This window comes from Streptomyces sp. NBC_00459 (genome assembly GCF_036013955.1).
In the GTDB taxonomy this organism is placed as follows: domain Bacteria; phylum Actinomycetota; class Actinomycetes; order Streptomycetales; family Streptomycetaceae; genus Streptomyces.
On the sequence record NZ_CP107903.1, the window covers coordinates 3,462,541 to 3,486,485 of the forward strand.

General features: G+C 70.8%; 17 protein-coding genes and 1 pseudogene. 9 read left to right on the forward strand and 9 right to left on the reverse strand.

The genetic code is table 11. The features are described from left to right. Positions 1-5 precede the first annotated feature (5 nt). From OHN74_RS14875 to iolC, 3 genes and pseudogenes are all read right to left on the reverse strand, one after another. Positions 6-218: pseudogene (locus OHN74_RS14875) on the reverse strand (5-deoxy-glucuronate isomerase); the annotation flags it as partial. Between the two features lie 23 nt (positions 219-241). Beyond that, positions 242-1,189, reverse strand: a complete 948-nt coding sequence (locus OHN74_RS14880) for a Cgl0159 family (beta/alpha)8-fold protein (protein ID WP_327695049.1) — start codon at positions 1,187-1,189, stop codon at positions 242-244. Continuing rightward, complete coding sequence (iolC, locus tag OHN74_RS14885; protein ID WP_327695050.1) at positions 1,186-2,136, reverse strand: 5-dehydro-2-deoxygluconokinase; 951 nt, start codon at positions 2,134-2,136, stop codon at positions 1,186-1,188. The genes OHN74_RS14880 and iolC overlap by 4 nt, the downstream gene beginning before the upstream one ends. A 191-nt stretch (positions 2,137-2,327) precedes the next feature. Here iolC and OHN74_RS14890 point away from each other — a divergent pair, with 191 nt between their 5' ends. The 3 genes from OHN74_RS14890 to OHN74_RS14900 all read left to right on the forward strand — a co-directional run bounded on the left by OHN74_RS14890 (position 2,328) and on the right by OHN74_RS14900 (position 4,481). Beyond that, the gene (locus tag OHN74_RS14890) at positions 2,328-3,266 is read left to right on the forward strand and encodes a sugar phosphate isomerase/epimerase family protein (RefSeq protein WP_327695051.1); all 939 of its coding nucleotides are present in this window, start codon (positions 2,328-2,330) and stop codon (positions 3,264-3,266) included. 372 nt (positions 3,267-3,638) lie between these two features. Beyond that, positions 3,639-3,839 (forward strand): helix-turn-helix transcriptional regulator, encoded by a 201-nt coding sequence (locus OHN74_RS14895; RefSeq protein WP_055525705.1) that lies wholly within the window; start codon positions 3,639-3,641, stop codon positions 3,837-3,839. Positions 3,840-3,890: 51 nt separating this feature from the next. Then, complete coding sequence (locus tag OHN74_RS14900; RefSeq protein WP_327695052.1) at positions 3,891-4,481, forward strand: GNAT family N-acetyltransferase; 591 nt, start codon at positions 3,891-3,893, stop codon at positions 4,479-4,481. Here the strand turns inward: OHN74_RS14900 and OHN74_RS14905 are convergent. Further along, positions 4,462-5,505, reverse strand: coding sequence for a zinc-dependent alcohol dehydrogenase family protein (locus OHN74_RS14905; RefSeq protein WP_327695053.1), 1,044 nt, complete (start codon positions 5,503-5,505; stop codon positions 4,462-4,464). The two genes, OHN74_RS14900 and OHN74_RS14905, sit on opposite strands and share 20 nt — an antisense overlap. A gap of 150 nt (positions 5,506-5,655) precedes the next feature. On the opposite strand from OHN74_RS14905, the gene OHN74_RS14910 reads away from it, so the two are divergent. Both OHN74_RS14910 and OHN74_RS14915 read left to right on the forward strand, forming a co-directional pair. Next, positions 5,656-5,895 (forward strand): heavy-metal-associated domain-containing protein, encoded by a 240-nt coding sequence (locus OHN74_RS14910; RefSeq protein ID WP_327695054.1) that lies wholly within the window; start codon positions 5,656-5,658, stop codon positions 5,893-5,895. A 20-nt stretch (positions 5,896-5,915) separates the two neighbouring features. Further along, positions 5,916-8,210: a heavy metal translocating P-type ATPase gene (locus tag OHN74_RS14915; RefSeq protein ID WP_327695055.1), complete on the forward strand. Its 2,295-nt coding sequence runs from the start codon at positions 5,916-5,918 to the stop codon at positions 8,208-8,210. A gap of 792 nt (positions 8,211-9,002) precedes the next feature. On the opposite strand, the gene OHN74_RS14920 is transcribed toward OHN74_RS14915, so the two are convergent. From OHN74_RS14920 to OHN74_RS14940, 5 genes are all read right to left on the reverse strand, one after another. Next, entirely contained in the window at positions 9,003-10,301 is a 1,299-nt protein-coding gene (locus OHN74_RS14920) for a citrate synthase (RefSeq protein ID WP_164313061.1), read from the reverse strand. Between the two features lie 241 nt (positions 10,302-10,542). Further along, positions 10,543-12,795, reverse strand: coding sequence for an SF1B family DNA helicase RecD2 (recD2, locus tag OHN74_RS14925; RefSeq protein WP_327695056.1), 2,253 nt, complete (start codon positions 12,793-12,795; stop codon positions 10,543-10,545). A 54-nt stretch (positions 12,796-12,849) separates the two neighbouring features. Continuing rightward, positions 12,850-12,984: a hypothetical protein gene (locus OHN74_RS14930; RefSeq protein WP_327695057.1), complete on the reverse strand. Its 135-nt coding sequence runs from the start codon at positions 12,982-12,984 to the stop codon at positions 12,850-12,852. A 15-nt stretch (positions 12,985-12,999) separates the two neighbouring features. Continuing rightward, a complete protein-coding gene (locus OHN74_RS14935) occupies positions 13,000-13,932 on the reverse strand; it encodes a pyridoxamine 5'-phosphate oxidase family protein (RefSeq protein ID WP_327695058.1) in 933 nt (310 codons plus the stop codon). Further along, positions 13,929-14,630, reverse strand: coding sequence for a hemerythrin domain-containing protein (locus tag OHN74_RS14940; RefSeq protein ID WP_327695059.1), 702 nt, complete (start codon positions 14,628-14,630; stop codon positions 13,929-13,931). Before OHN74_RS14940 ends, OHN74_RS14935 begins: the two co-directional genes overlap by 4 nt. A gap of 174 nt (positions 14,631-14,804) precedes the next feature. Here OHN74_RS14940 and OHN74_RS14945 point away from each other — a divergent pair, with 174 nt between their 5' ends. The 4 genes from OHN74_RS14945 (at position 14,805) to OHN74_RS14960 (ending at position 23,783) form a co-directional block, all read left to right on the forward strand. Then, on the forward strand, positions 14,805-19,118 hold the full coding sequence (locus OHN74_RS14945; RefSeq protein WP_327695060.1) for a BTAD domain-containing putative transcriptional regulator: 4,314 nt from the start codon (positions 14,805-14,807) through the stop codon (positions 19,116-19,118). 90 nt (positions 19,119-19,208) lie between these two features. Next, entirely contained in the window at positions 19,209-20,279 is a 1,071-nt protein-coding gene (locus tag OHN74_RS14950; RefSeq protein ID WP_327695061.1) for a LacI family DNA-binding transcriptional regulator, read from the forward strand. Then, a complete protein-coding gene (locus OHN74_RS14955; protein ID WP_327695062.1) occupies positions 20,276-21,838 on the forward strand; it encodes a sugar ABC transporter ATP-binding protein in 1,563 nt (520 codons plus the stop codon). Before OHN74_RS14950 ends, OHN74_RS14955 begins: the two co-directional genes overlap by 4 nt. Next, a complete protein-coding gene (locus OHN74_RS14960; RefSeq protein ID WP_327695063.1) occupies positions 21,828-23,783 on the forward strand; it encodes an ABC transporter permease/substrate-binding protein in 1,956 nt (651 codons plus the stop codon). The genes OHN74_RS14955 and OHN74_RS14960 overlap by 11 nt, the downstream gene beginning before the upstream one ends. The last annotated feature ends 162 nt before the right edge of the window (positions 23,784-23,945 follow it).

The window sequence follows — 23,945 nt, forward strand, 5'->3', positions numbered from 1 at the left end:
AAGTGGACCTCCGGCGCGGGGCCGTAGCGAGCGGGGAGTCGTCGCCCACACTTCGCTCCTGCCAGGGCGAAGCGGCCTCCCGCGCCGGAGGCGATCAGTGCCCGGGCGTTCCGGGGTGCCTGCGCGAGGTCGGTGACCGACGCGAACACCCTTTCCCCGCCCAGGAGTTGGAGCTCGTTGTGCGCCGCGCCGGACTTCGCCCGCACGGTACAGCCGCCATGTCCCTCGGTCATCGCGCGCCTCACAGGAGTCCGACGGCGGTGTCCACGGCGGCGGACACATCGCCGTCCGCCGGGTACAGCAGCGAGCGACCGACCACGAGGCCCTGGACGGTGGGGAGTTGGAGCGCGCCACGCCATTTCTCGTACGCGCCCTCCTGGTCGTCCCCGACTTCGCCGCCGAGCAGCACGGCGGGCAGGGTGGAGGTCTGCATGACCTCGGCCATGTCGTCCGGGTTCTCGGTGACGGGGACCTTCAGCCAGGTGTACGCCGAACTGCCGCCCAGGCCGGACGCGATGGCGACGGACTTGGTGACGGCCTCGGCGGAGAGGTCGTTGCGGAGCTTGCCGTCGGGGCCGCGTCTGCTGATGAACGGCTCGACGAAGAGCGGGAGTCGGCGCTCTGCCATCGCGTCGATCGCGTGGGCCGTGGACTCCAGGGTGGTGAGGGAGCCCGGGTCGTCGTAGTCGATGCGCACAAGCAGCTTGCCGGCGTCGAAGCCGAGGCGTGCCATGTCCTCGGGGCGGTGGCCGGTGAAGCGGTCGTCGAGCTCGAAGCTGGCGCCGGAGAGGCCGCCGCGGTTCATCGACCCCATGACGACCTTGCCGTCGAGGGCGCCGAGGAGGAGCAGGTCGTCCAGGATGTCGGCGGTCGCGAGGACGCCGTCGACACCGGGGCGGGAGAGGGCAAGGCACAGGCGTTCGAGCAGGTCGGCCCGGTTGGCCATGGCCAGCTTGCGGTTGCCGACGCCGAGGGCGCCTCGGGCCGGGTGGTCGGCGGCGACGATCATCAGTCGGCCGGACTCCCCGAGAAGGGGGCGCCGGGACCGACGGGCGGCGGCTTCCGCGATGGCCTCGGGGTACCGGGCGCGGGTGGCGGCGAGGGCGGAGATGTCGACGGGGGCGAGGGGGCCGGCGCCTGTGCCGGTACCCGCGACCGAGCCGTTGTCGATGGCTGCGGCAGAACTCATCGGACCGCTCCCGCCGCGAGTGCCGCCTCGACCTCGGCCGGGGTGGGCATCGCCGACGAGCACTCCAGGCGGGAGGCGACGATCGCGCCGGCCGCGTTGGCGTACCGCATGATGCGCTCCAGGTCCCAGCCTTCGAGCAGGCCGTGGCAGAGGGAGCCGCCGAAGGCGTCACCGGCGCCGAGGCCGTTGAGGACGTTCACCGGGAGCGGCGGCACCTCGGCCGTCTCGCCCTTGCTGTTGACGGCGAGCACACCCTTCGGGCCCTGCTTGACGACCGCCAGTTCGACTCCGGCGTCCAGGAGGGCGCGGGCGGCGGCGTGCGGCTCGCGTACGCCGGTCGCCACCTCCACCTCGTCCAGGTTGCCGACGGCGACGGTGGTGTGGCGGAGGGCCTCGGTGTAGAAGGGGCGCGCCGACTCCGGGTCTTTCCAGAACATGGGGCGCCAGTCGAGGTCGAAGACCGTCGTACCGGACTTGGCGCGGTGGGCGAGGGCGGCCAGGGTCGCCGTGCGGCTGGGCTCCTCGCTCAGGCCGGTGCCCGTGACCCAGAAGATGCTCGCCCCGCCGACCGCGTCGAGGTCCAGCTCATGGGCGTCGATCTCGAGATCCGGCGCCTTGGGCTGCCGGTAGAAGTACAGCGGGAAGTCGTCCGGCGGGAAGACCTCGCAGAACGTGACCGGGGTGTTGAGGCCGGGGACCGACGTGACCCAGCGGTCGTCGACGCCGAAGTCGCGCAGGGCGTCGTGCAGATAGCGCCCGAAGGCGTCGTCGCCGGTCCGCGTGATCACCGCGGTGCTGCGCCCGAGGCGGGACGCGGCGACCGCGACGTTGGTCGCCGAGCCTCCGAGGAACTTTCCGAAGGACGTCACCTGGGCGAGCGGCACACCGGTCTGGAGTGGATACAGGTCCACTCCGATCCGCCCCATGGTGATCAGGTCGTACGCCATCGACTTCCCTTCGCGTTTCTTCGGCTCAAGCGGCTCACGCGGCTTGCACGGCTCGCACGGCCTTCGTGCAGCGGTCGGCACAGCGGCTCGGAGTCAGGTCTAGCCCGCCTCACGGAGCCCTGTCAATACTTTGTCCGGACATTCGGACCAGAGCTTGACACGCGTCCCGGCGTCGGCTGAAGCTGACGCTCATGACGACGGTGCCCCCTTCCTCCGCTTCCTCCCAGTCGAGCCCCCCGCTGTCACGCATCCGGGTCGGCTCGGCGCCCGACTCCTGGGGCGTGTGGTTCCCCGACGACCCCCAGCAGGTTCCCTGGCAGCGCTTCCTCGACGAGGTCTCGCAGTCCGGTTACGAGTGGATCGAGCTGGGCCCGTACGGGTACCTGCCGACCGACCCGGCCGTCCTCACCGAGGAGACCGCCAAGCGCGGCCTGAAGGTGTCCGCCGGCACGGTCTTCACCGGGCTGCACCACGGCGAGTCCGTCTGGGAGAAGACCTGGGCGCACGTCGCGGACAACGCGGTGCTCGCCCAGGCCATGGGCGCGTCCCACCTGGTGGTCATCCCTTCCTTCTGGCGGGACGACAAGACCGGTGAGGTGCTGGAGCCGGACACGCTGACGCCCGAGCAGTGGCGCAACCTGACCACGCTGACCGAGCGGCTCGGACACGAGGTGCGGGAGCGGTACGGCCTCCAGATCGTCGTCCACCCGCACGCGGACACGCACATCGACAGCGAGGCGAACGTCACACGCTTCCTCGACGGCACGGACTCGTCGCTCGTCTCGCTGTGCCTGGACACGGGCCACTACGCCTACTGCGGCGGCGACAGCGTCAAGCTGATCGAGACCTACGGCGAGCGGATCGGCTATCTGCACCTCAAGCAGGTCGACCCCGAGATCCTCGCGGACGTACGGGCGAACGAGGTTCCGTTCGGTCCGGCGGTGGCCCGCGGTGTCATGTGCGAACCCCCGGCCGGCGTACCGGAGTTGGGGCCCGTCCTGGCCGCCGCCCAGAAGCTGGACGTGGACCTGTTCGCGATCGTCGAGCAGGACATGTACCCGTGCGAGCCGGACAAGCCCCTGCCGATCGCGCAGCGGACGCGGGCGTTCCTTCGATCCTGCGGGGCGTAGCGCTCCGCAGGAGGGGCGGTACGGGGCAGTCGGGCGACTGCGGGGCCGTCGTGGCTGGTCGCGCAGTTCCCCGCGCCCCTGGCGGGGGCGCCGGCGCCCGCCCGCCTTATCGGCGTACGCCCCGCAGGTCAATGTGCCACTCCGACCCGCGGGCGTGCGCCTTTGCGTCACTCGTGTCACAAAAACTTCCCTCCTGTCACACATGTCGCGTGTACGCGGGTTATGCGTCACACCGTGTCAACAGGTACTTACCCAGGGTCACCAAAGGTCGTTTCAACGGGCAATGGCTTTGTGATCGCCAAGCGCAGCGTCCGGCTCCCCCGACGGCCGACCCTGGCCGACCCCGTGACGCACGCGCAGGGAGGTGCACCGATGACCGACCGACGGCTCTGGTCGTACAAAGAGATCGCCGCACACATCCGTGTCCAGCCGGACACCGTGCGGTCGTACCGCAAACACGGTCTGCTGCCCGCACCCGACCACGTGGAGAGCGGCAAGCCCTACTGGTACGCCGACACCGTACGAGCCTGGGTCGCGGCGCGGCCGGGCAATCGCGGCCGAAGAGACGACTGAGACACCCTTAATTCCCTGTGCCCCACCCACCAGTGGGGCACAGTTCGTCGCATGAGTCGTACGAAAGCCGTGGACTTCTCCGTCAAGCCCGTCCTCACCGGCGACAAGGCCGTGCTGCGGCCGTTCACCGAGGCCGACGCCGAGGTGATCGCCGAGATCGTCGAGGACCCCGAGGTCATCCGCTTCACCTTCGAGCCGGACACCGTGATCACCATGGAGCGACTGCGTTCCTGGTACGGCTCCCGGTCCGCGCAGACCGACCGCCTCGACCTCGCCGTGACCGACCGCGCCACCGGTGAACTCGTGGGCGAGGTCGTGTTGTACGAGTGGAATCCGGCCGCCCGCAGCTGCACCTTCCGTACCCTGCTGGGCCCGAGTGGCCGTGGACGCGGCCTGGGAACCGAGGCGACCCGGCTCATCGTCGGGTACGGCTTCGAGCAACTCGGGCTGCACCGCATCGAGTTGCAGGCCTACGCGCACAACCACCGGGCACTGCGCGTGTACGAGAAGGTCGGCTTCGTGGTGGAGGGGGTACGCCGGGAGGTCCAGCTGCGGGACGGCGAGTGGGCCGACGAGGTGCTGATGGCGGTCCTGGACCACGAGTGGGCGGCCGGAGCAGGGGTCAGCGCCACGGCTCGATGACCGTGACCCCCGCCCCAGGTGCCGTCCCCATCCTCGCCAGCGCGGCCGGGGACTCGGTCAGCGGGATGGTGGACGTGACCAGCAGATCCGGCCGCAGGACACCCGCCCCCACCAGCTCCATCATCGGCGGGTAGGTGTGGGCGGCCATGCCGTGACTGCCCAGGAGTCGGAGTTCGAGGCCGACAACACGGGCCATCGGGACGGGTGTTGTGCCGGTGTCCGACGGGAGCAGGCCGACCTGGACATGACGGCCACGGCGCCGCAGGCCGTTCACCGAGGCCGCGCAGGTGACCGGTGAGCCGAGCGCGTCCAGCGACAACTGGGCGCCGCCGCCGGTCAGTTCACGTACCGCCGCTGCCGTGTCGTCGGTGGTGGCCGCGTTCACGCACTCCGCCGCGCCGAACTTCCGCGCCAGTTCGAGTGCTCCCGGGGACACGTCGACCGCGACGACCCGGGCGCCGGAGGCCGCCGCGATCATCACGGCGGAGAGGCCCACACCGCCGCACCCGTGCACGGCGACCCACTCCCCCGCCGCCACCCGCCCCTGCTGGACCACCGCCCGGTACGCCGTCGCGAACCGGCAGCCCAGCGAGGCCGCCGTCCCGAAGGACATCGCCTCCGGCATGGCGACGAGGTTCACGTCGGCGTGGTCCAGCGCCACGAACTCCGCGAACGAACCCCAGTGCGTGAACCCCGGCTGGGTCTGCCGCTCGCACACCTGCTGGTCCCCGGCCGCGCAGGACGGACAGCTCCCGCAGGCGCAGACGAAGGGCACCGTGACCCGGTCCCCGGCCCGCCGGCCGCTCACCCGGGCGCCAACCGCCTCGACGACACCGGCGAGTTCATGGCCGGGCACATGCGGCAGCGCGATGTCGGGGTCGTGGCCCATCCAGCCGTGCCAGTCGCTCCGGCACAGCCCGGTGGCCTCGACGCGCACCACGACACCGTGCGGCGCGGGCACCGGGTCCGGCACCTCCCGCACCTCGGCCGGCTCCCCGTACCGCTCGAACACCACCGCACGCATACGCCCTCGCCCTCACCGTCGTCGCCCCGTACCGGAGATCTTGCCACTGACTCGGGTGAAGTACCCCCCAGGGGTATAGTAGTGTGAGACTCACAGGGCACGTGCGCCACGACGATGCCCCGGACGACACCTCAGAAGAGGAGCAACGACATGACCGCCCAGACCGACACCCCCGGTTCCGTCACCGCCGTCTACCAGGTGACCGGCATGAGCTGCGGGCACTGCGAGGGCTCGGTCTCGACCGAGATCTCCGAGCTCGCCGGCGTCACCTCGGTGAAGGCCGTCGCCGCCACCGGCGAGGTCACCGTGGTGTCCGAGGCCCCGCTCGACGAGGCCGCCGTGCGCGCCGCGGTGGACGAGGCGGGCTTCGAGCTGGCCGGCCGGGTCTGACCGTACGGACCGCGGCGACCATGACCAGCACCGGCACCAGAACCGGCACCGAGACCCCGACGGTCACGCCCCATGAGGTCGAGCTGACCATCGGCGGGATGACGTGCGCCAGCTGCGCGGCCCGCGTCGAGAAGAAGCTCAACCGCATGGACGGCGTCTTCGCCACGGTCAACTACGCGACGGAGAAGGCGAAGATCGCCTACGCCGACGGTGTCGGGGTCGACGATCTGATCGCCACCGTCGTGAAGACGGGGTACACGGCCGAGGAGCCGCCCCCGCCGGCCGTCACGGAGGCACCCGAGGCCGAGCCGGACGCGGATCCCGAACTGGCCGGTCTGCGGCAGCGGCTCGTCGTCTCCGTGCTGCTCGCCGCGCCCGTCGCCCTGATGTCCATGGTTCCCGCACTCCAGTTCGACAACTGGCGATGGCTCGCGCTGACGCTGGCCTCGCCGGTCGTCGTCTGGGGCGGACTGCCGTTCCACCGGGCCGCGTTCACCAACGCGCGGCACGGCGCGGCCACCATGGACACCCTGGTGTCGGTCGGCACGCTCGCCGCGTACGGCTGGTCCCTGTGGGCGCTGTTCTGGGGCGACGCGGGCAGACCCGCGATGGCCGGGATGCCCGGCATGGAGGGCATGGGGATCCGGGAGAGCTTCTCCTTCACCGCCTCCCGTTCCGGCGGCACCTCGGAGATCTATCTCGAAGTCGCCGCCGGGGTCATCGCGTTCATCCTGCTCGGACGCTATTTGGAGGCCCGCGCCAAGCGGCGCTCGGGCGCGGCTCTGCGGGCGCTCATGGAACTGGGCGCCAAGGATGTCTCCGTACTGCGCGGCGGCCGTGAAGTACGCGTCCCCGTGGGCGAGTTGGCGATCGGAGACCGGTTCGTCGTACGGCCCGGGGAGAAGATCGCCACCGACGGAACGGTCGTCGAGGGTGTCTCGGCGGTCGACGCGTCGATGCTGACCGGTGAGTCGGTGCCGGTCGACGTGGGCACCGGGGACGCCGTGACGGGTGCGACCGTGAACGCCGGGGGCCGGCTGGTCGTCGAGGCCACCCGGGTCGGCGCGGACACCCAGCTCGCGCGGATGGCCCGGCTGGTGGAGGACGCGCAGAACGGCAAGGCCGAGGTGCAGCGGCTCGCCGACCGGATCTCCGGGATCTTCGTGCCGGTGGTGCTGCTGATCGCGGCCGGGACCTTCGGTGTCTGGCTCGGTGTCACGGGCGACACGGTCGCCGCCTTCACCGCGGCGGTCGCCGTACTGATCATCGCCTGCCCGTGTGCGCTAGGCCTGGCCACCCCGACCGCGCTGATGGTCGGCACGGGGCGCGGGGCGCAGCTCGGCATCCTGATCAAGGGCCCCGAGGTCCTGGAGTCCACGCGCCGCGTCGACACGATCGTCCTGGACAAGACGGGCACGGTCACCACCGGCCGGATGACCCTCCAGGAGGTGTACGTCGCTGAGGGCACCGACGAGAAGCAGGTGCTGCGGCTCGCGGGCGCCCTCGAACACGCCTCCGAGCACCCGGTCGCCCGAGCGGTCGCCGCGGGGGCGGCCGAGCGGGTCGGGGCGCTGCCGGAGGCCGAGTCCTTCGAGAACGTGCCCGGGCGGGGCGTACGCGGGCGGGTCGACGGGCACGAGGTGGCCGTGGGACGGCTCGTGGACGGGCTGTCGGGGCCACTGCCGGAGGAACTGGCCCGCGCGAAGGCGGAGGCCGAGAGCGGCGGACGTACGGCCGTCGTGGTGGCCTGGGACGGCGTGGCGCGCGGTGTCCTCACCGTCGCCGACGCGATCAAGGAGACCAGCGCCGAGGCCGTGCGCGAGCTGCGCGCGCTGGGGCTCACGCCGGTGCTGCTGACCGGGGACAACCGGGCGGTGGCGGAGGCCGTGGCCAAGGCCGTCGGGATCGAGCAGGTGATCGCCGAGGTCCTGCCCGAGGAGAAGGTCGACGTCGTACGGCGGCTGCAGGGCGAGGGCCGGACCGTCGCGATGGTCGGCGACGGGGTCAACGACGCGGCGGCGCTGGCCACCGCCGATCTGGGCCTGGCGATGGGTACGGGCACGGACGCGGCGATCGAGGCGAGTGATCTGACGCTGGTGCGCGGGGATCTACGGGTGGCCGCGGACGCCATCCGGCTGTCCCGGAAGACGCTCGCGACCATCAAGGGCAACCTGGTGTGGGCCTTCGGCTACAACGTGGCCGCGCTGCCGCTGGCCGCCGCCGGACTGCTGAATCCGATGATCGCGGGGGCCGCGATGGCCTTCTCCTCGGTGTTCGTGGTGACGAACAGCCTCCGATTGCGTACGTTCCGCTGAGATCGGCCCCTGACCGGCCGAAGTTACCGGCAGTACGCACAAGTAGGTGTCATAGTCCCTATGGAGTCCAACGCCAGCCTCACATAAGCTCTTCACAAGGCTCGCGCATCTTCCTTACGCTTGGGCCCCGGTCGCGACAACCGGGATCCGGCGTACCTAAAGGACATATGCGGGAGACGCAGATCACAGTGCTGTGAAGGTAACCATCGAAGGGCTTCGAAGGTCTAAGTTGGCGATGTCGGACAGCGTCTTGGGGGGCGCTGGATGACGTCTGAGGATGTCTTGGGGGACGTCCTCGGAGATGCGTTGCCGGGACACGCACACCGGGAAGCTTGAGCGGCCCACCCCAGCGTGCGCGTCCCGGCAGACCGCACACAGCAGGAGTACGGCGAGTTTTGCTCGTTTTGCTCAACAGCCGTCACTATGGCGGTTCGGCACAACAACGGTCGCTTCGGCGGCCTGCACATCAGTGATAGCGAATTCAGGCGCTGTCCTCCGAAACGCCCGGCCGGATCCCGTGGGGGGAATCCGCACCGGGACATGGGAAGGCGCCCTGTACGCCGGCCCGTGGGGGGACCGTCGGCAGGGCGCCTTCCGCTTTTTGCTGCTTTTTCCAGGGCTCGGTTCGCCTCCGGGGCGCTACAGCCTGTGCAAAGAGCCCGACCGTGCTCGACCCTGCGGGCCTCCGCGCGCTCGAACTCTCGACACAGGCGCGTCCCTTCGGCTCACTCGCCGGGCGAACTGGTGTGAACGTGCAAGCTCACCCGGCGACAGAAGCTCAGCGAGGGCGGCTCAACGCTGCTCTACGGGGACGAAGTCCCGCTCGACAACACCCGTGTAGATCTGGCGCGGGCGGCCGATGCGCGAACCCGGCTCCTTGATCATCTCGTGCCACTGGGCGATCCAGCCCGGGAGGCGGCCCAGCGCGAACAGGACCGTGAACATCTCGGTCGGGAAGCCCATCGCGCGGTAGATGAGGCCGGTGTAGAAGTCGACGTTCGGGTAGAGGTTGCGCGAGACGAAGTAGTCGTCGGAGAGCGCGTGCTCCTCCAGCTTCAGCGCGATGTCCAGCAGCTCGTCGGACTTGCCGAGGGCCGAGAGGACGTCGTGCGCGGCAGCCTTGATGATCTTTGCGCGCGGGTCGAAGGACTTGTACACCCGGTGGCCGAAGCCCATCAGGCGGACGCCGTCCTCCTTGTTCTTCACCTTGCGGATGAAGGCGTCGACGTCGCCGCCGTTGGCCTTGATGCCCTCCAGCATCTCCAGCACGGACTGGTTGGCGCCGCCGTGCAGCGGGCCCCAGAGCGCGGAGATACCGGCCGAGATCGACGCGAACATGTTGGCCTGCGAGGAACCGACCAGACGGACCGTCGACGTCGAACAGTTCTGCTCGTGGTCGGCGTGCAGGATCAGCAGCTTGTCCAGGGCGGAGACGACGACCGGGTCGAGGTCGTACTCCTGCGCCGGGACCGAGAACGTCATGCGGAGGAAGTTCTCGACGTAGCCGAGGTCGTTGCGCGGGTAGACGAACGGGTGACCGATCGACTTCTTGTACGCGTACGCGGCGATCGTCGGAAGCTTGGCGAGCAGCCGGATCGTCGAGAGGTTGCGCTGCTTCTCGTCGAACGGGTTGTGGCTGTCCTGGTAGAAGGTCGACAGCGCCGAGACGACCGACGACAGCATCGCCATCGGGTGCGCGTCACGGGGGAAGCCGCGGTAGAAGTTCTTGACGTCCTCGTGCAGCAGGGTGTGCTGCGTGATCTCGTTCTTGAACACGGAGAGCTCGTCCACGGTCGGAAGCTCACCGTTGATCAGCAGGAACGCCACCTCAAGGAAGGTGGAGCGCTCGGCGAGCTGCTCGATCGGGTACCCGCGGTAGCGGAGGATGCCCTGCTCACCATCGAGGTAGGTGATTGCGGATTTATAGGCGGCGGTGTTTCCGTAGCCGCTGTCCAGAGTGACCAGACCGGTATGAGCGCGGAGCTTCCCGATGTCGAAGCCCTTGTCGCCGACGGTGCTGTCGATCACCGGGTAGGTGTACTCGCCGTCGCCGAACCGCAGTACTACAGCGTTGTTGGTGTGCTCGCTCACGTCATCCCTCACCGACGTTGTGCCTCTTCTTCGAGGTGCCCTGACTGTCTCTACCATCCCCCATTTGGCGCAGGAGAGTGCACTCGGGGTCGACCATTGGGCCTATTGGCGGCACTGAGTGCCGCCAAGCTACTCATCCTGCCCCCCTTCGCCCTGGTTCCGGAAGTGCCCTGTGACCTTTGTGACTCATTTGATCGATCATTTTTCGCGATCGTTTCGACGGCCGCACCGGACGCCGCGGTCAGGAGCGCAGTCGGAAGGCCAGCGCGGTGCAGCGCCGCCCCGCGGACACCGTGCGTACCGCCTGCCCTATCGCCTTGCGTGAACCGACGAGGACCACCAGCTTCTTGGCCCGGGTGACGGCCGTATACAAAAGGTTGCGCTGGAGCATCATCCACGCGCCCGTGGTGACCGGGACGACCACCGCCGGGTACTCGCTGCCCTGGGAGCGGTGGATGGTCACGGCGTACGCGTGTGCGAGTTCGTCCAGCTCATCGAAGTCGTACGGCACTTCCTCGTCCTCGTCCGTCAGCACGGTGAGGCGCTGTTCCACCTCGTCGAGGGAGGTGACGACGCCGACGGTGCCGTTGAAGACGCCGTTCTCGCCCTTGTCGTAGTTGTTGCGGATCTGCGTGACCTTGTCGCCGACGCGGAAGACCCGGCCGCCGAACCGCTTCTCGGGGAGGTCCGGGCGGCTCGGTGTGATCGCCTGCTGGAGCAGCCCGTTGAGGTTTCCGGCACCCGCCGGGCCACGGTGCATCGGCGCGAGCACCTGGACGTCCCGTCGGGGATCCAGGCCGAACTTGGCCGGAATTCGTCGTGCAGCCACATCCACGGTGAGCCGGCCGGCCTCCTCCGTGTCGTCCTCGACGAAGAGGAAGAAGTCCTTCATGCCGTCGGTGACCGGATGCTGCCCGGAGTTGATCCGGTGCGCGTTCGTCACCACGCCCGACTGCTGGGCCTGCCGGAAGACCTTGGTGAGCCGGACGGCGGGGACCGGGCTGCCGTCGGCCAGCAGGTCCCGCAGGACCTCGCCGGCGCCGACGCTGGGGAGTTGGTCCACGTCCCCGACGAACAAAAGGTGCGCTCCCGGTGCGACCGCCTTCGCCAGCTTGTTGGCGAGCAGCAGGTCCAGCATCGAGGCCTCGTCCACCACCACCAGATCGGCGTCGAGGGGACGGTCCCTGTCGTAGGCCGCGTCGCCGCCGGGCTTCAGTTCCAGGAGGCGGTGGACGGTGGAGGCCTCGGCGCCGGTGAGTTCGGCGAGACGCTTGGCGGCACGGCCGGTCGGGGCGGCCAGCACGACCTTGGCCTTCTTGGCGCGCGCCAGCTCCACGATCGAGCGGACCGTGAAGGACTTGCCGCAGCCGGGGCCGCCGGTGAGGACGGCGACCTTCTGCGTCAGCGCGAGCCGGACGGCGGCCTCCTGCTCGGGGGCGAGATCCGCCCCCGTACGCCCCTGGAGCCACGTCAACGCCTTGTCCCAGGCCACGTCGTGGAAGACGGGCATCCGGTCCTCGCCGGTGCGCAGGAGGCGCAACAGCTGGGCGGAGAGGGAGAGTTCGGCGCGGTGGAAGGGGACCAGGTAGACGGCCGTCACGGGCTCCGAGTCGCCGTCGGGGCCGGGGACCTTCTCCCGTACGACCCCGGGGTCCTCGCCCTCCTCCGGGGGCGCCGCGAGTTCGGCGAGGCACTCGATGACGAGGCCCGTGTCGACCTGGAGGAGCTTCACCGCGTCCGCGATCAGCCGTTCCTCGGGGAGATAGCAGTGGCCCTGGTCGGTGGACTGCGAAAGGGCGTACTGGAGGCCCGCCTTGACGCGCTCGGGGCTGTCGTGCGGGATGCCGACGGACTGGGCGATCTTGTCGGCGGTGAGGAAGCCGATGCCCCAGACGTCCGAGGCGAGACGGTAGGGCTGGTTCTTGACGACGGAGATCGAGGCGTCGCCGTACTTCTTGTAGATGCGCACGGCGATGGAGGTGGAGACCTCGACGCTCTGGAGGAAGAGCATGACCTCCTTGATCGCCTTCTGCTCCTCCCAGGCGTCGGCGATCTTCCCGGTGCGCTTGGGGCCGAGGCCCGGCACCTCGATGAGCCGCTTGGGCTCCTCCTCGATGATCCGGAGGGTGTCCAGGCCGAAGTGCTGGGTGATCCGGTCGGCGAAGACCGGGCCGATGCCCTTGACCAGACCGGAGCCGAGATAGCGGCGGATGCCCTGGACGGTGGCGGGCAGGACGGTCGTGTAGTTCTCGACCGTGAACTGCTTGCCGTACTGCTGGTGGGAGCCCCAACGGCCCTCCATGCGCAGGGATTCGCCGACCTGGGCACCGAGCAGCGCGCCCACGACGGTGAGGAGGTCGCCGGCGCCTCGGCCGGTGTCGACGCGGGCGACCGTGTAGCCGTTGTCCTCGTTGGCGTATGTGATGCGTTCGAGCACACCTTCGAGTACGGCGAGTCGCCGTTCACCCGTGGGGTTCCCCGCCTGTTGAGCCATGATCCGACGGTACCGGTGACGTGTGACAACGGGCGGGGGTACGGCGAGGCACGCTCAGTGGTGCGGGGAGCGGATCACGTTCCGGATCCGGTGCTCGTCACCCGCCGCGCCCGGGCGCCGGCGGACGAACCTGACCGCCGCCACGATCACGACGATCAGGACACTCGCCACCACTGCCAGGTTCACCATGGATGTCGCCATGGATCAGGCCCGGCCGCGCCGTCGGGCGGACCGCGCGAGTGCGAGGAAGCGGTCCCACTCCACCGGGGGCCGTGCCAGACCCCGGTGTCGCAGATACCGGTCGGTGGCCCGCTGGGTGGTGCGCAGGACCCGTATCGCGTCGGTCGGGCGGCCCGAGCCCATCGGCTCCAGCACCTTCTCCGGCACCAGCAGCCAGCCGTCGCCGGTCCACGTCAACTCACCTCGGACGAGGGCGTTGTGCATGTGGTTGAGCCGTTCGTCGTGCCGGTGGACCAGGAGTGAGGCGGGGCCGGGTACCACGGTGTGGTCGTCGGGCGGGCGTACCGCGAAGCCGCCGGACGACGCGGTGGTGAGGGTGCGGGCCAAGGCGGGGGCACCGGACTCGTCGCGGGCGGCAAGGACTGCGGTGGGGTAGCGGGAGAGTTGTCCGGTTCCGGGCAGCGGCTCGCCGGCCGGCTGGGCGGACGCCTTCGGGACAGGCAGCGTCCCGGCGGGCCGCACGAGCACCTCTTCCGGGGTGACGGTGATGACGAGTCGCAGGTAGTACCAGTCCATCAGCCGCCTCATCGGGCGGGAGAGGTACGACCGGCTGTGCGGCTGCCGTTCGAAGAGGGTCCGCCAGTAGTCGTCGAGGTCCTGGGGGCCCGTCCTGATGTCGTCCGGGCACTCGGCCGTACCGCCGACGAAGATCTGCGGGGCGTCGGTGAGACCGCTGCCGGTGGGGTCGGAGAAGAGGAGCGCGACACGGGGGTCGCGACGGATGTTCAGCGCTTTCTGGGCGAAGGCGAGGGAGGTGGTCAGTACGAGGGTGCCGTCCTCGCGGCGCCGTACGGCCGTGGGCCAGGCCAGGGGTGTGCCGTCCCGGCCCAGGGTGACGAACTCGCAGGTCCGGTAGGCGTCGAGGACGTCCAGAGGGGCGGAGTCGAGTACGGTCACCGGCCCGTCCCCTCGGTCAGCGGGCCCCGTACGGCGCGGCGGAACGCGGCGTACTGCCGCCGTCCCACCAGCCGCCACGCCAGGCGTCCCAGCAGCGGGGCCCTGCCGAGGAAGTAGGCCCGCTCGGCTTCCGTGGCGTCCTCCAGGATCGCGCCGAGGGCCAGCATGACCTTGTTCTTGGGGAGAGTCTCCAGGCCTCGGCGGCCGACCTCGTCCCACTCGTCGACGGTCAGATGCTCGGCGACCAGTGGAAGGACCAGCTTCTCCTCGTCGTCCAGGTGGTCCAGGAGCGCGAGACGGTGGTCCTCCAGCGCCAGGGCGAGTTCCTGCCCGGCGACGCTGTCGGCCGACCGCCGCCACTGGGGTGCCCACTCCCCCACCGCCGCGAGGGTCCGGTCTATGTGTCCGTGCTGCTCCTCCATACGGGCCACCAGGTCGTCCTGCGCGGTGGCACGCGCGCGGAGCAGCGGCCAGATCAACTCGTCCTCCAGGGCGTGGTGATGGTGCAGTCCCGTCACGTAGTCGTTCAGGTACGCCGACACCTCCTCCGCCCGGACCGACGCCCCGTCCGGTACGGCACGGACCAGGCGCGGCAGCAGCGCGGACTCCCGGCGGAAGACGCGGTGCACCACGACCATCTCGTGGGTGTAGGGGCTGCCGTCGGCGGGAAGGCCGGACGGTGTACTGCTGGAGGTCACGCGGATGTCCTTCGACGTTCGGATACAGACGGTGCCCACGGTGGCGGTACCCGCTTGGCGGTGACATGGCGTCCGCTTGGAGCCGGTTCGACACCCGCCCCCTCAACCCACCTGACCAGGCCATTTAGCACCTGTTGACGGGACGGACACAGCCCTCGACTAGATTCCGGCGCTGTGTTGTCCATCAGAGTCCTGGGGCCCCTGGGTGCCGATGTCGCGGGCGCGCCAGTGGAATTGGGTGCCCCGCGGCAGCGGGCTGTCCTGGCGCTGCTGATCGCCGCCCGCGGCAGGGTGGTGTCCGTCGACCGGATGGTGGACGAGCTGTGGCGCGGGGCACCGCCGACCAAGGCGACGGTGTCCCTCCAGACGTACGTGTCGAATCTGCGCCGGGTGCTCGAACCCGGGCGGCAGCCCCGTACCCCCGCCTCGGTCCTGGTCTCCGTAGCTCCCGGATATGCCCTGCGGCTGCCCGAGAGCGCGGTGGACGCCTGGCGTTTCGAGATCTGGGTGGGCCGCGCCCGGCACGCGTCGGCGGTGCCGGCCCGGGAGTTGCTGGCCGAGGCGTTGGGGTGGTGGCAGGGGCCGGCGTTCCTGGAGCACGCGGACGAGACCTGGGCGGTGCCGGAGGTGGTCCGCCTGGACGCGCTGTGCGGGGAAGCCCATGAACTCGCCGTCGCGGCGGCGCTGCGGACCGGGCACACCGCCGAGGCTGTCCTCGCCGCCGAGACCATGGTGCGGGACCGGCCCCTGCGCGAGGAGGGCTGGCGGCTGCTGGCCCTCGCCCACTGGGCGGCCGGCCACCGCGCCGACGCCCTCGCCGCGCTGCGCCGGGCCCGGGCGATACTGCGCGACGAACTCGGCTGCGACCTCTCACCGCCCCTGGCCGAGCTGGAACACGCCGTCCTCACCCAACGGCTGGAGGTGCTGCACAGGGCCGTGCCGGCATCGCCGCGGATCGGGGGCGCCCTGCTCGTACCGGCATCGCCGCCGACGGGGGGCGCCCTGCCAGGCATGGCCGCATCACGACTCGCGGCTGCCGCTTCGACTGCGGCGGCAGCCCTCTGCCCCCGGTCGGCACAGCCGTCCGGGGACGCCCCTGGTCGCGAGGGCGCGGGGCCGGCCGCTGCCGTGCCCACGCCGTGGGCGCTGCGGGGCGGGGTGGGGGGAGTCGCGCCGGCGCGTGGTGGTGTGACCGGGGCGGGCGGGGTTGTGCCGGTGGGTGGCGGTGCCGGACCGGGGTGGAGCGCTGCTGGTGCAGGGGTGGGAGCGGCACCCGAATTGAGCGGTACCGCCGGTTCAGGCAGAACAGCGACCGCAGGTGGTGGCCTCTTCGTCGGCCGGACCGACGAACTGCGCGCCCTGGACACCACCGCCCGGGCGGCCCGCCGGGCCGGCGGCATGGTGCTCGTCGCCGGAGAGGCGGGCGCGGGCAAGTCCGCCCTGCTCGGTCGATTCGCGGACCGTCTGCGGGGCGAGGGCTGGACGGTGGTCGCAGGCCGCTGCCCGGAGGACGAGGGCGCCCCGCCGGCCTGGGCGTGGACGGAGGCGCTCGGCGCACTGGCCCAGGCCGTGCCCCCGGCACGTCCGGAGGAACTGGCGGCCCTCCTGCGCGAGTCCGACGGCGCGGCCACCGCGATCGGCGACATGGCGAGCGCGGGGTCTGGTGGCACCGCCCCCGTCCGCGACACGGCGAGCCCGGCCCCTGACAGCACCGCCGCCACCCCTGACGTGGCAATCCCAGCGCGCGAAAACACCGCTACCACCCCGGGCGTGCCAAGCCCGCGCCCCGAAGGCACCGCTACCACCCAGGACATGGCGGACCCAGCACCCGAGAACACCCCTGCCGACCCCGACTTGCCAAACCCACACCCCGAAAGCACCGCCGCTGCAACCGACTTGCCGAACCCGCACCCCGAAAACACCACCGCTGCAACCGACTTGGCAAACCCGCACCCCGAAAACACCACCGCTGCAACCGACTTGCCGAACCCGCACCCCGAAAACACCACCGCTGCAACCGACTTGCCGAACCCGCACCCCGAAAACACCACCGCTGCAACCGACTTGCCGAACCCGCACCCCGAAAACACCACCGCTGCAACCGACTTGCCGAACCCGCACCCCGAAAACACCACCGCTGCAACCGACTTGCCGAACCCGCACCCCGAAAACACCACCGCTGCAACCGACTTGCCGAACCCGCACCCCGAAAACACCACCCCCACCCAGGACACAGCGAACCCAGCACCCGAAATCACCACCTCCGCCCCATCAACCCCCCACCTCACCCACGCCACCACCACCCGCGACGAAGCGACCGCCGGGCGCTTTCGGCTGCACCGGGCATTTGCCGCATGGTTACGGGACGCGGCGAGCGTCCAGCCGGTCGCCGTCGTCGTCGAGGATCTGCATCGCGCCGACGGGCAGACCCTCGCCCTGCTGGAGGCGGCGGCCTCGGTCGCCGGTGTGCCGCTGCTCACCGTCGGCTGTTATCGGCCCGCCGAGGTGAACGGGCAACTGGCCAAGACCCTGGCCCAGCTCGCGCCCCGCTTCCCGCACCGCATCTCGCTCGGCGGGCTGTCGCGCCGGGATGTCGCCACCGTCGTCGAGGCCGTCCGAGGGGAGGCCGTGGCCGAGGACACGATCACGGCGCTCGCCGAGCGCACCGGCGGCAATCCGTTCTACGTCTGGGAGAGCGCGCGGCTGCTCGCCGACGAGGGTGCCCTGGTCGCCGTATCGGAAGTGCCGCAGGGAGTTCGGGACGTGCTGCGCAGGCGGCTGGCGCTGCTGCCCGCCGACGCGCTCTCGGCCGTGCGGCTCGCGGCCGTGGCAGGCCTGGAGTCCGATGTCGCGCTGCTGGTGGACGCCGCCCAGGCCGACGAGGAGTCCGTGCTGGCGGGGCTCGACGCCGCCGTGGCCGCGGATCTGCTGACCGAGCCGGGGCCGGGACGGGTCCGTTTCGTGCACGCGCTGGTCCGCGACACCGTGTACACCGACCTGTCCGGCACCCGGCGGGCCCGGCTGCACGACCGTATCGCCACCACACTGCGCCACCACCGGCCCGACGATCTGGCCGCGCTGGCCCACCACTTCGCCAGGTCCGGCCGTACGGCCAACGCTCCCCTCGCCGTCGACTATGCGCTGCGGGCGGCCGAGCGGGCCGAGCGACGGTACGCCCATGACGTGGCCGTCGGGCTGATCGAGCAGGCGTTGGAGGCGCACCTCGCGGCCACCGCCGACCCCGAGGGCGACCCGGACGGCACGGTCTCGCTGCTGGTGCGGCTGCTGGGAGCGCAGGTACGGGCCGGGGCGACGGGCGGCGCCCTGCGGACCCGGGGGCAGGCGGTGGACCTGGCCGTGCGGGCCGGGCGGGACGATCTGGTCGCGGCGGTCTACGGCGGCTGGACCGAACCCTCGCCCTGGCGCAGCAGGCTGGAGGGGTTTCTGGACCGGACCGCGCTGGCCCATCTGGAGCGGCTCACGCGGGACCCCGCGCTGGACGGGCCGACCCGCGCCCGGGTGCTCCAGGTCCTCGCGGACGCGGTGGCCGGCGAGGACGCGCCCCGGGCCCTGGACGCCGCGCACGCCCAACTCGCGCTGGCCCGGGCCGACGGTGAACCCCGTCTGCTGGCCTCCGCGTTGATGACGTCCGCGCGCGTGCTGCCGCACGAGACTCAGGGCGCTGCCCGCACCCCGCTCGTCGACGAACTGCGCGCACTGGCCATCGCGCACGATCTGCCCGCCCACCTGTGGGTGTGTGAGCATCTCGACGGGTTGACGGCCGCGACCCGCAACGATCCGGAGGCCGTACGGCGGCACACCGCCGCCGGACTGGAACTGGCCCACCGCTACCGGATGCGCTGGGCGCGGGGCATCAACGTCGCCACGTCGGCCATGCTGGCCACGATCGCCGGACGGTTCGAGGAGGCGGAGGCCCGGTACGCCGAAGCGGACGGGCTCTTCCAGCGCGTCGGAGCGCACCACGCCACGGCCCCACGCACCCTGGGCCTGTGGACCATCCGGCTCGCGCAGGGCCGGGAGGCGGAGATCGAGGCCGACGTGCGTGCGGTGCACTCGGCCATCGGTACACCCGTGGCAGTGGCCCTCGCTCTCGTCCTGGCCCGCCAGGGGCGGCTGGAGGAGGCCCGGGCCGTCGGGTATCCCGCCCGGCCGGTGACAGACCACCTCTACGGCATGGAGCTGGACTACCGCGCCGAAGTCGCCGTCCTGCTGGGCGACCGGGACACCGCACACCTGCTGATCGCCCATCTGCTGCCGCTGCGGGAGCAGTTCGCCGGGACGGCCGGCGGAGCCTACGCCACGCGTCCCCTGGCACACGCCCTCGGGGACCTGTACCGGTTCCTCGGCGAGGAGCGACGGGCACGGGACGCATACGCCCTCGCCGAGCGGGTCGCCCGCGCGTGGGGCTCGCCCCACCACGTGGCCGCCGCATCACGATCAGGTCTCAGGATCCCTTCGGGGGCTTGATTTACCTCCGTGTAATCGATTCCAATCAGCTCCAGTCGGCCGTGTAAACGATTCCACGCGGCTACGGAACCACAAGGAGGTGGTCCGGCGATGGCGAGCATCAAGGACGTCGCCGCCGAGGCGGGCGTGTCCGTCGCCACGGTGTCGCGGGTCCTGAACGACCATCCGTCCGTCAGCGCGGACGCACGCGCACGCGTGCTGGCCGCCGTCGAGGCGCTGGGCTACCGCCCGAACGCCGTCGCCCGCTCTCTGCGCACCGACCAGACCCGCACCCTCGGCCTGGTCATCAGCGATGTGATGAACCCCTACTTCACAACCCTGGCCCGTTCGGTCGAGGAGGAGGCCCGTTCCCTCGGCTACAGCGTGATCATCGGCAACGCCGACGAACGCCCCGACCTCCAGGACCACCACGTACGGACCCTGCTGGACCGCCGTATCGACGGCCTTCTCGTCTCCCCCACCGACGGCGGCTCCCCGCTGATGCTGGACACCGCGCGCGGGGGCACCCCGATGGTCTTCGTGGACCGCTGGATCCCGGGCGTGGACGTGCCGGTCGTCCGGGCGGACGGGCGCCGGGCGGTCCGCGATCTCGTCGCCCACCTGTACGGGCTCGGTCACCGGCGGCTCGCGATCATCGCGGGTCCTGCGGCCACCACCACCGGCAGTGAGCGCGTCGAGGCCTTCCGGGAGGCCCTCGCCGAGTACGGGCTGCCGCTCCCCGACGCCTACACAGGGCAGGGCGACTTCCAGGCCGAGAGCGGGCGCCGGGTGACGGACGCGTTCCTCGACCTGGCCGAGCCGCCCGAGGTCGTCTTCGCTGCCGACAACCTGATGGCACTGGGCGCGCTGGACGCCGTACGCGCGCGCGGGATGCGGGTTCCGCAGGACATCGCGCTCGCGGCCTTCGACGACATCCCGTGGTTCGTGCACACCGATCCGCCCGTCACTGCCATCGCGCAGCCGACCGGCGAGCTGGGGCGGGCCGCCGTCCGGGCGCTGGTCGACATGATCGAGGGCCGCCCTCCGCAGTCCGTGACGCTGGCCGCGCACCTTGTCGTACGGCGGTCGTGCGGTGAGCCGGCCCCGACCACGACCCCTGCCCCGACCTCATCCGAAGAGCCACCCGTACAGCACCCCGTGACGAAGAGGAGTCAGTCGTGAGCAACCCGGACGAGTTGCTGCGCATCGAAGGCATCCGGAAGTCCTTCCCCGGCGTGGTCGCGCTCGACGGCGTCGACTTCGATCTTCGCCGCGGCGAGGTGCACGTACTGCTCGGTGAGAACGGCGCGGGCAAGAGCACCCTCATCAAGATGCTCTCCGGCGCCTATCGCCCCGATGCCGGCCGCGTCCTCGTCGACGGCGAGGAGACCCGTATCCACGGGGCGCAGGATTCCGAACGTCTCGGGATCGCCACCATCTACCAGGAGTTCAACCTCGTACCCGATCTGACGGTCGCCGAGAACATCTTCCTGGGGCGGCAGCCGCGCCGCTACGGGATGATCGACCGGAAGCGGATGGAGGCCGAGGCCGCCACGCTGCTGGAGCGGGTGGGCGTGAACGTGTCTCCACGCGCGCGTGTGCGTGAACTCGGTATCGCGCGGCTCCAGATGGTCGAGATCGCGAAGGCGCTGAGCCTGGACGCGCGCGTACTGATCATGGACGAGCCGACCGCCGTCCTCACCTCCGAAGAGGTCGAGAAGCTGTTCGCGATCGTGCGCACGCTGCGCGGGGACGGCGTCGGGATCGTCTTCATCACCCATCACCTGGAGGAGATCGCCGCCCTGGGAGACCGGGTGACGGTGATCCGGGACGGGAAGAGCGTCGGGCAGGTGCCCGCCGACACACCCGAGGACGAGCTCGTGCGGCTCATGGTCGGGCGGTCGATCGAACAGCAGTACCCGAGGGAGGCCACCGACGCGGGTGCCGCCCTCCTCAAGGTGGAGGGGCTCAGCCGGGACGGTGTCTTCCACGACGTGGGCTTCGAGGTGCGGGCCGGTGAGGTCGTCGGCATCGCGGGGCTGGTCGGGGCCGGGCGTACGGAGGTAGCGCGCGCCGTGTTCGGCGCCGATCCGTACGACAGGGGTTCGGTGTCCGTCGCGGGCGCCGCCGTGCGCGGGAACGATGTGGGGGCCGCCATGGCCGCCGGTATCGGGCTCGTGCCCGAGGACCGCAAGGGGCAGGGGCTGGTGCTCGACGCCTCGGTCGAGGAGAACCTCGGCCTGGTCACCCTGCGGGCCGCGACCAGGGGCGGGCTGGTCGACCTCAAGGGCCAGCGGGCCGCCGCCGCGAAGGTCGCCGAGCAGCTGGGCGTACGGATGGCCGGGCTCGGCCAGCATGTGCGCACGCTCTCCGGGGGCAACCAGCAGAAGGTCGTCATCGGCAAGTGGCTGCTCGCGGACACGAAGGTGCTGATCCTCGACGAGCCGACACGCGGTATCGACGTCGGGGCCAAGGTCGAGATCTACCAGCTGATCAACGAGCTGACGGCTGCCGGTGCCGCCGTGCTGATGATCTCCAGCGATCTGCCCGAGGTGCTCGGGATGAGCGACCGGGTGCTGGTGATGGCACAGGGCCGGATCGCCGGTGAACTCATGGCCGCCGAGGCCACCCAGGACTCCGTGATGGCGCTCGCCGTCAGCACGAACACCAACTCCTTCGACAACCCCGACAACTCCGACAACAACTCCGTGAACGAAGTGGAGGGCTCCCGTGGCCACTGACACGCTCAAGAGCAACGCGGGCGCGAGTGGCGCCGCGAGCGGCCTGCGCCGCGTTCTGCTCGACAACGGGGCGCTGACCGCGCTCATCGTCCTCGTCATCGCCATGTCGGCGCTGTCCGGCGACTTCCTGACGACGGACAACCTGCTCAACGTGGGTGTCCAGGCGGCTGTGACGGCCGTTCTCGCCTTCGGTGTCACCTTCGTGATCGTCTCGGCGGGCATCGACCTGTCGGTCGGTTCCGTCGCCGCCCTGTCGGCCACCGTCCTTGCCTGGGCGGCGACTTCGGAGGGCGTGCCGGTGGTGATAGCGGTCCTCCTGGCCGTCGTCACCGGCATCGCGTGCGGCCTGGTCAACGGCTTCCTGATCTCGTACGGCAAACTGCCGCCGTTCATCGCGACGCTCGCCATGCTGTCGGTGGGGCGCGGTCTGTCCCTGGTGATCTCGCAGGGTTCGCCGATCGCGTTCCCCTCGTCGGTCTCGCACCTCGGTGACACGCTGGGCGGCTGGCTGCCGGTGCCCGTGCTGGTGATGGTGGCCATGGGGCTCGTCACGGCGTTCATCCTCGGCCGGACCTACCTGGGCCGCTCGATGTACGCGATCGGCGGCAACGAGGAGGCGGCCCGGCTCTCCGGGCTGCGGGTGAAGAAGCAGAAGCTGGCGATCTACGCGCTGTCCGGGCTGTTCGCCGCCGCCGCGGGCATCGTGCTCGCGTCGCGGCTGTCCTCCGCGCAGCCGCAGGCCGCGCAGGGGTACGAGCTGGACGCCATCGCCGCGGTGGTCATCGGCGGGGCGAGTCTGGCGGGCGGTACCGGTAAGGCGTCCGGGACGCTGATCGGCGCGCTGATCCTGGCGGTGCTGCGGAACGGCCTCAACCTCCTCTCCGTGTCCGCGTTCTGGCAGCAGGTCGTCATCGGTGTCGTGATCGCGCTGGCGGTGCTGCTCGACACGGTACGCAGGAAGAGCGGGGCGACCGTGGCGCCGGCCGGGGCTGCCGGTGGCGGGGACCGGCGCAGGCAGGCGCTGACGTACGGGCTTGCCGCAGTGGTCGCGGTGGCGGTCGTGGGCGCGACCTCGCTGCTGCACAACGGCTCGTCGTCCGCGACGAACCAGAAGGTCGGCCTGTCCCTGTCGACGCTGAACAACCCCTTCTTCGTGCAGATCCGGGCCGGCGCACAGGCGGAGGCCAAGAAGCTGGGCGTGGACCTGACCGTCACCGACGCCCAGAACGACGCCTCCCAGCAGGCCAACCAGCTGGAGAACTTCACCAGTTCGGGCCTCGGGGCGATCATCGTCAACCCGGTGGACTCGGACGCGACGGGACCGGCCGCGCGGGCCGTGAACAAGTCCGGTATCCCGCTCGTCGCGGTCGACCGTTCGGTCAACAACGCGGACACCGCCACGCTCGTCGCCTCCGACAACACGGCCGGCGGCAGGCTGGCCGCGAAGGCGCTCGCCGAGAAACTGGGCGGCACGGGCACGATCGTCGTCCTCCAGGGCCAGGCGGGCACCTCCGCGAGCCGTGAGCGCGGCGCCGGCTTCGCCGAGGGGCTGAAGGCCTACCCGGGCATCAAGGTCGTCGCCAGGCAGCCCGCCGACTGGGACCGCACCAAGGGCCTGGACGTCATGACCAACCTCCTCCAGGCCAACCCCGGTATCAGCGGTGTCTTCGCCGAGAACGACGAGATGGCGCTCGGCGCGATCAAGGCGCTGGGCAGCAAGGCAGGCAAGTCGGTGTCGGTGATCGGCTTCGACGGTACGCCCGACGGGCTGAAGGCGGTCGCGGACGGTTCGCTGTACGCGTCGGTCGCCCAGCAGCCCAAGGAGCTCGGGAGGATCGCGGTGGAGAACGCGCTGCGGGTCGCCGAGGGCAAGGGCGTCGAGAAGGCGGTGATGGTGCCGGTGAAGGTGGTCACGAAGGAGAACGTGGCGGCGTTCGGCGGCTGAGTCACATCGCTCCCCGGGGAGTGCTTCGGGGAATGCCTCCGGGTGCGCTCCGGGGAGCGTGAGGAGTGGGCAGGCCGGGCGCCTTTTGCCGAGGCCGCGCGGCCCGCCCACTGGCAGACCTGCCGAACCGACCGACTGACCGACCGACGGCCGGTACAACTG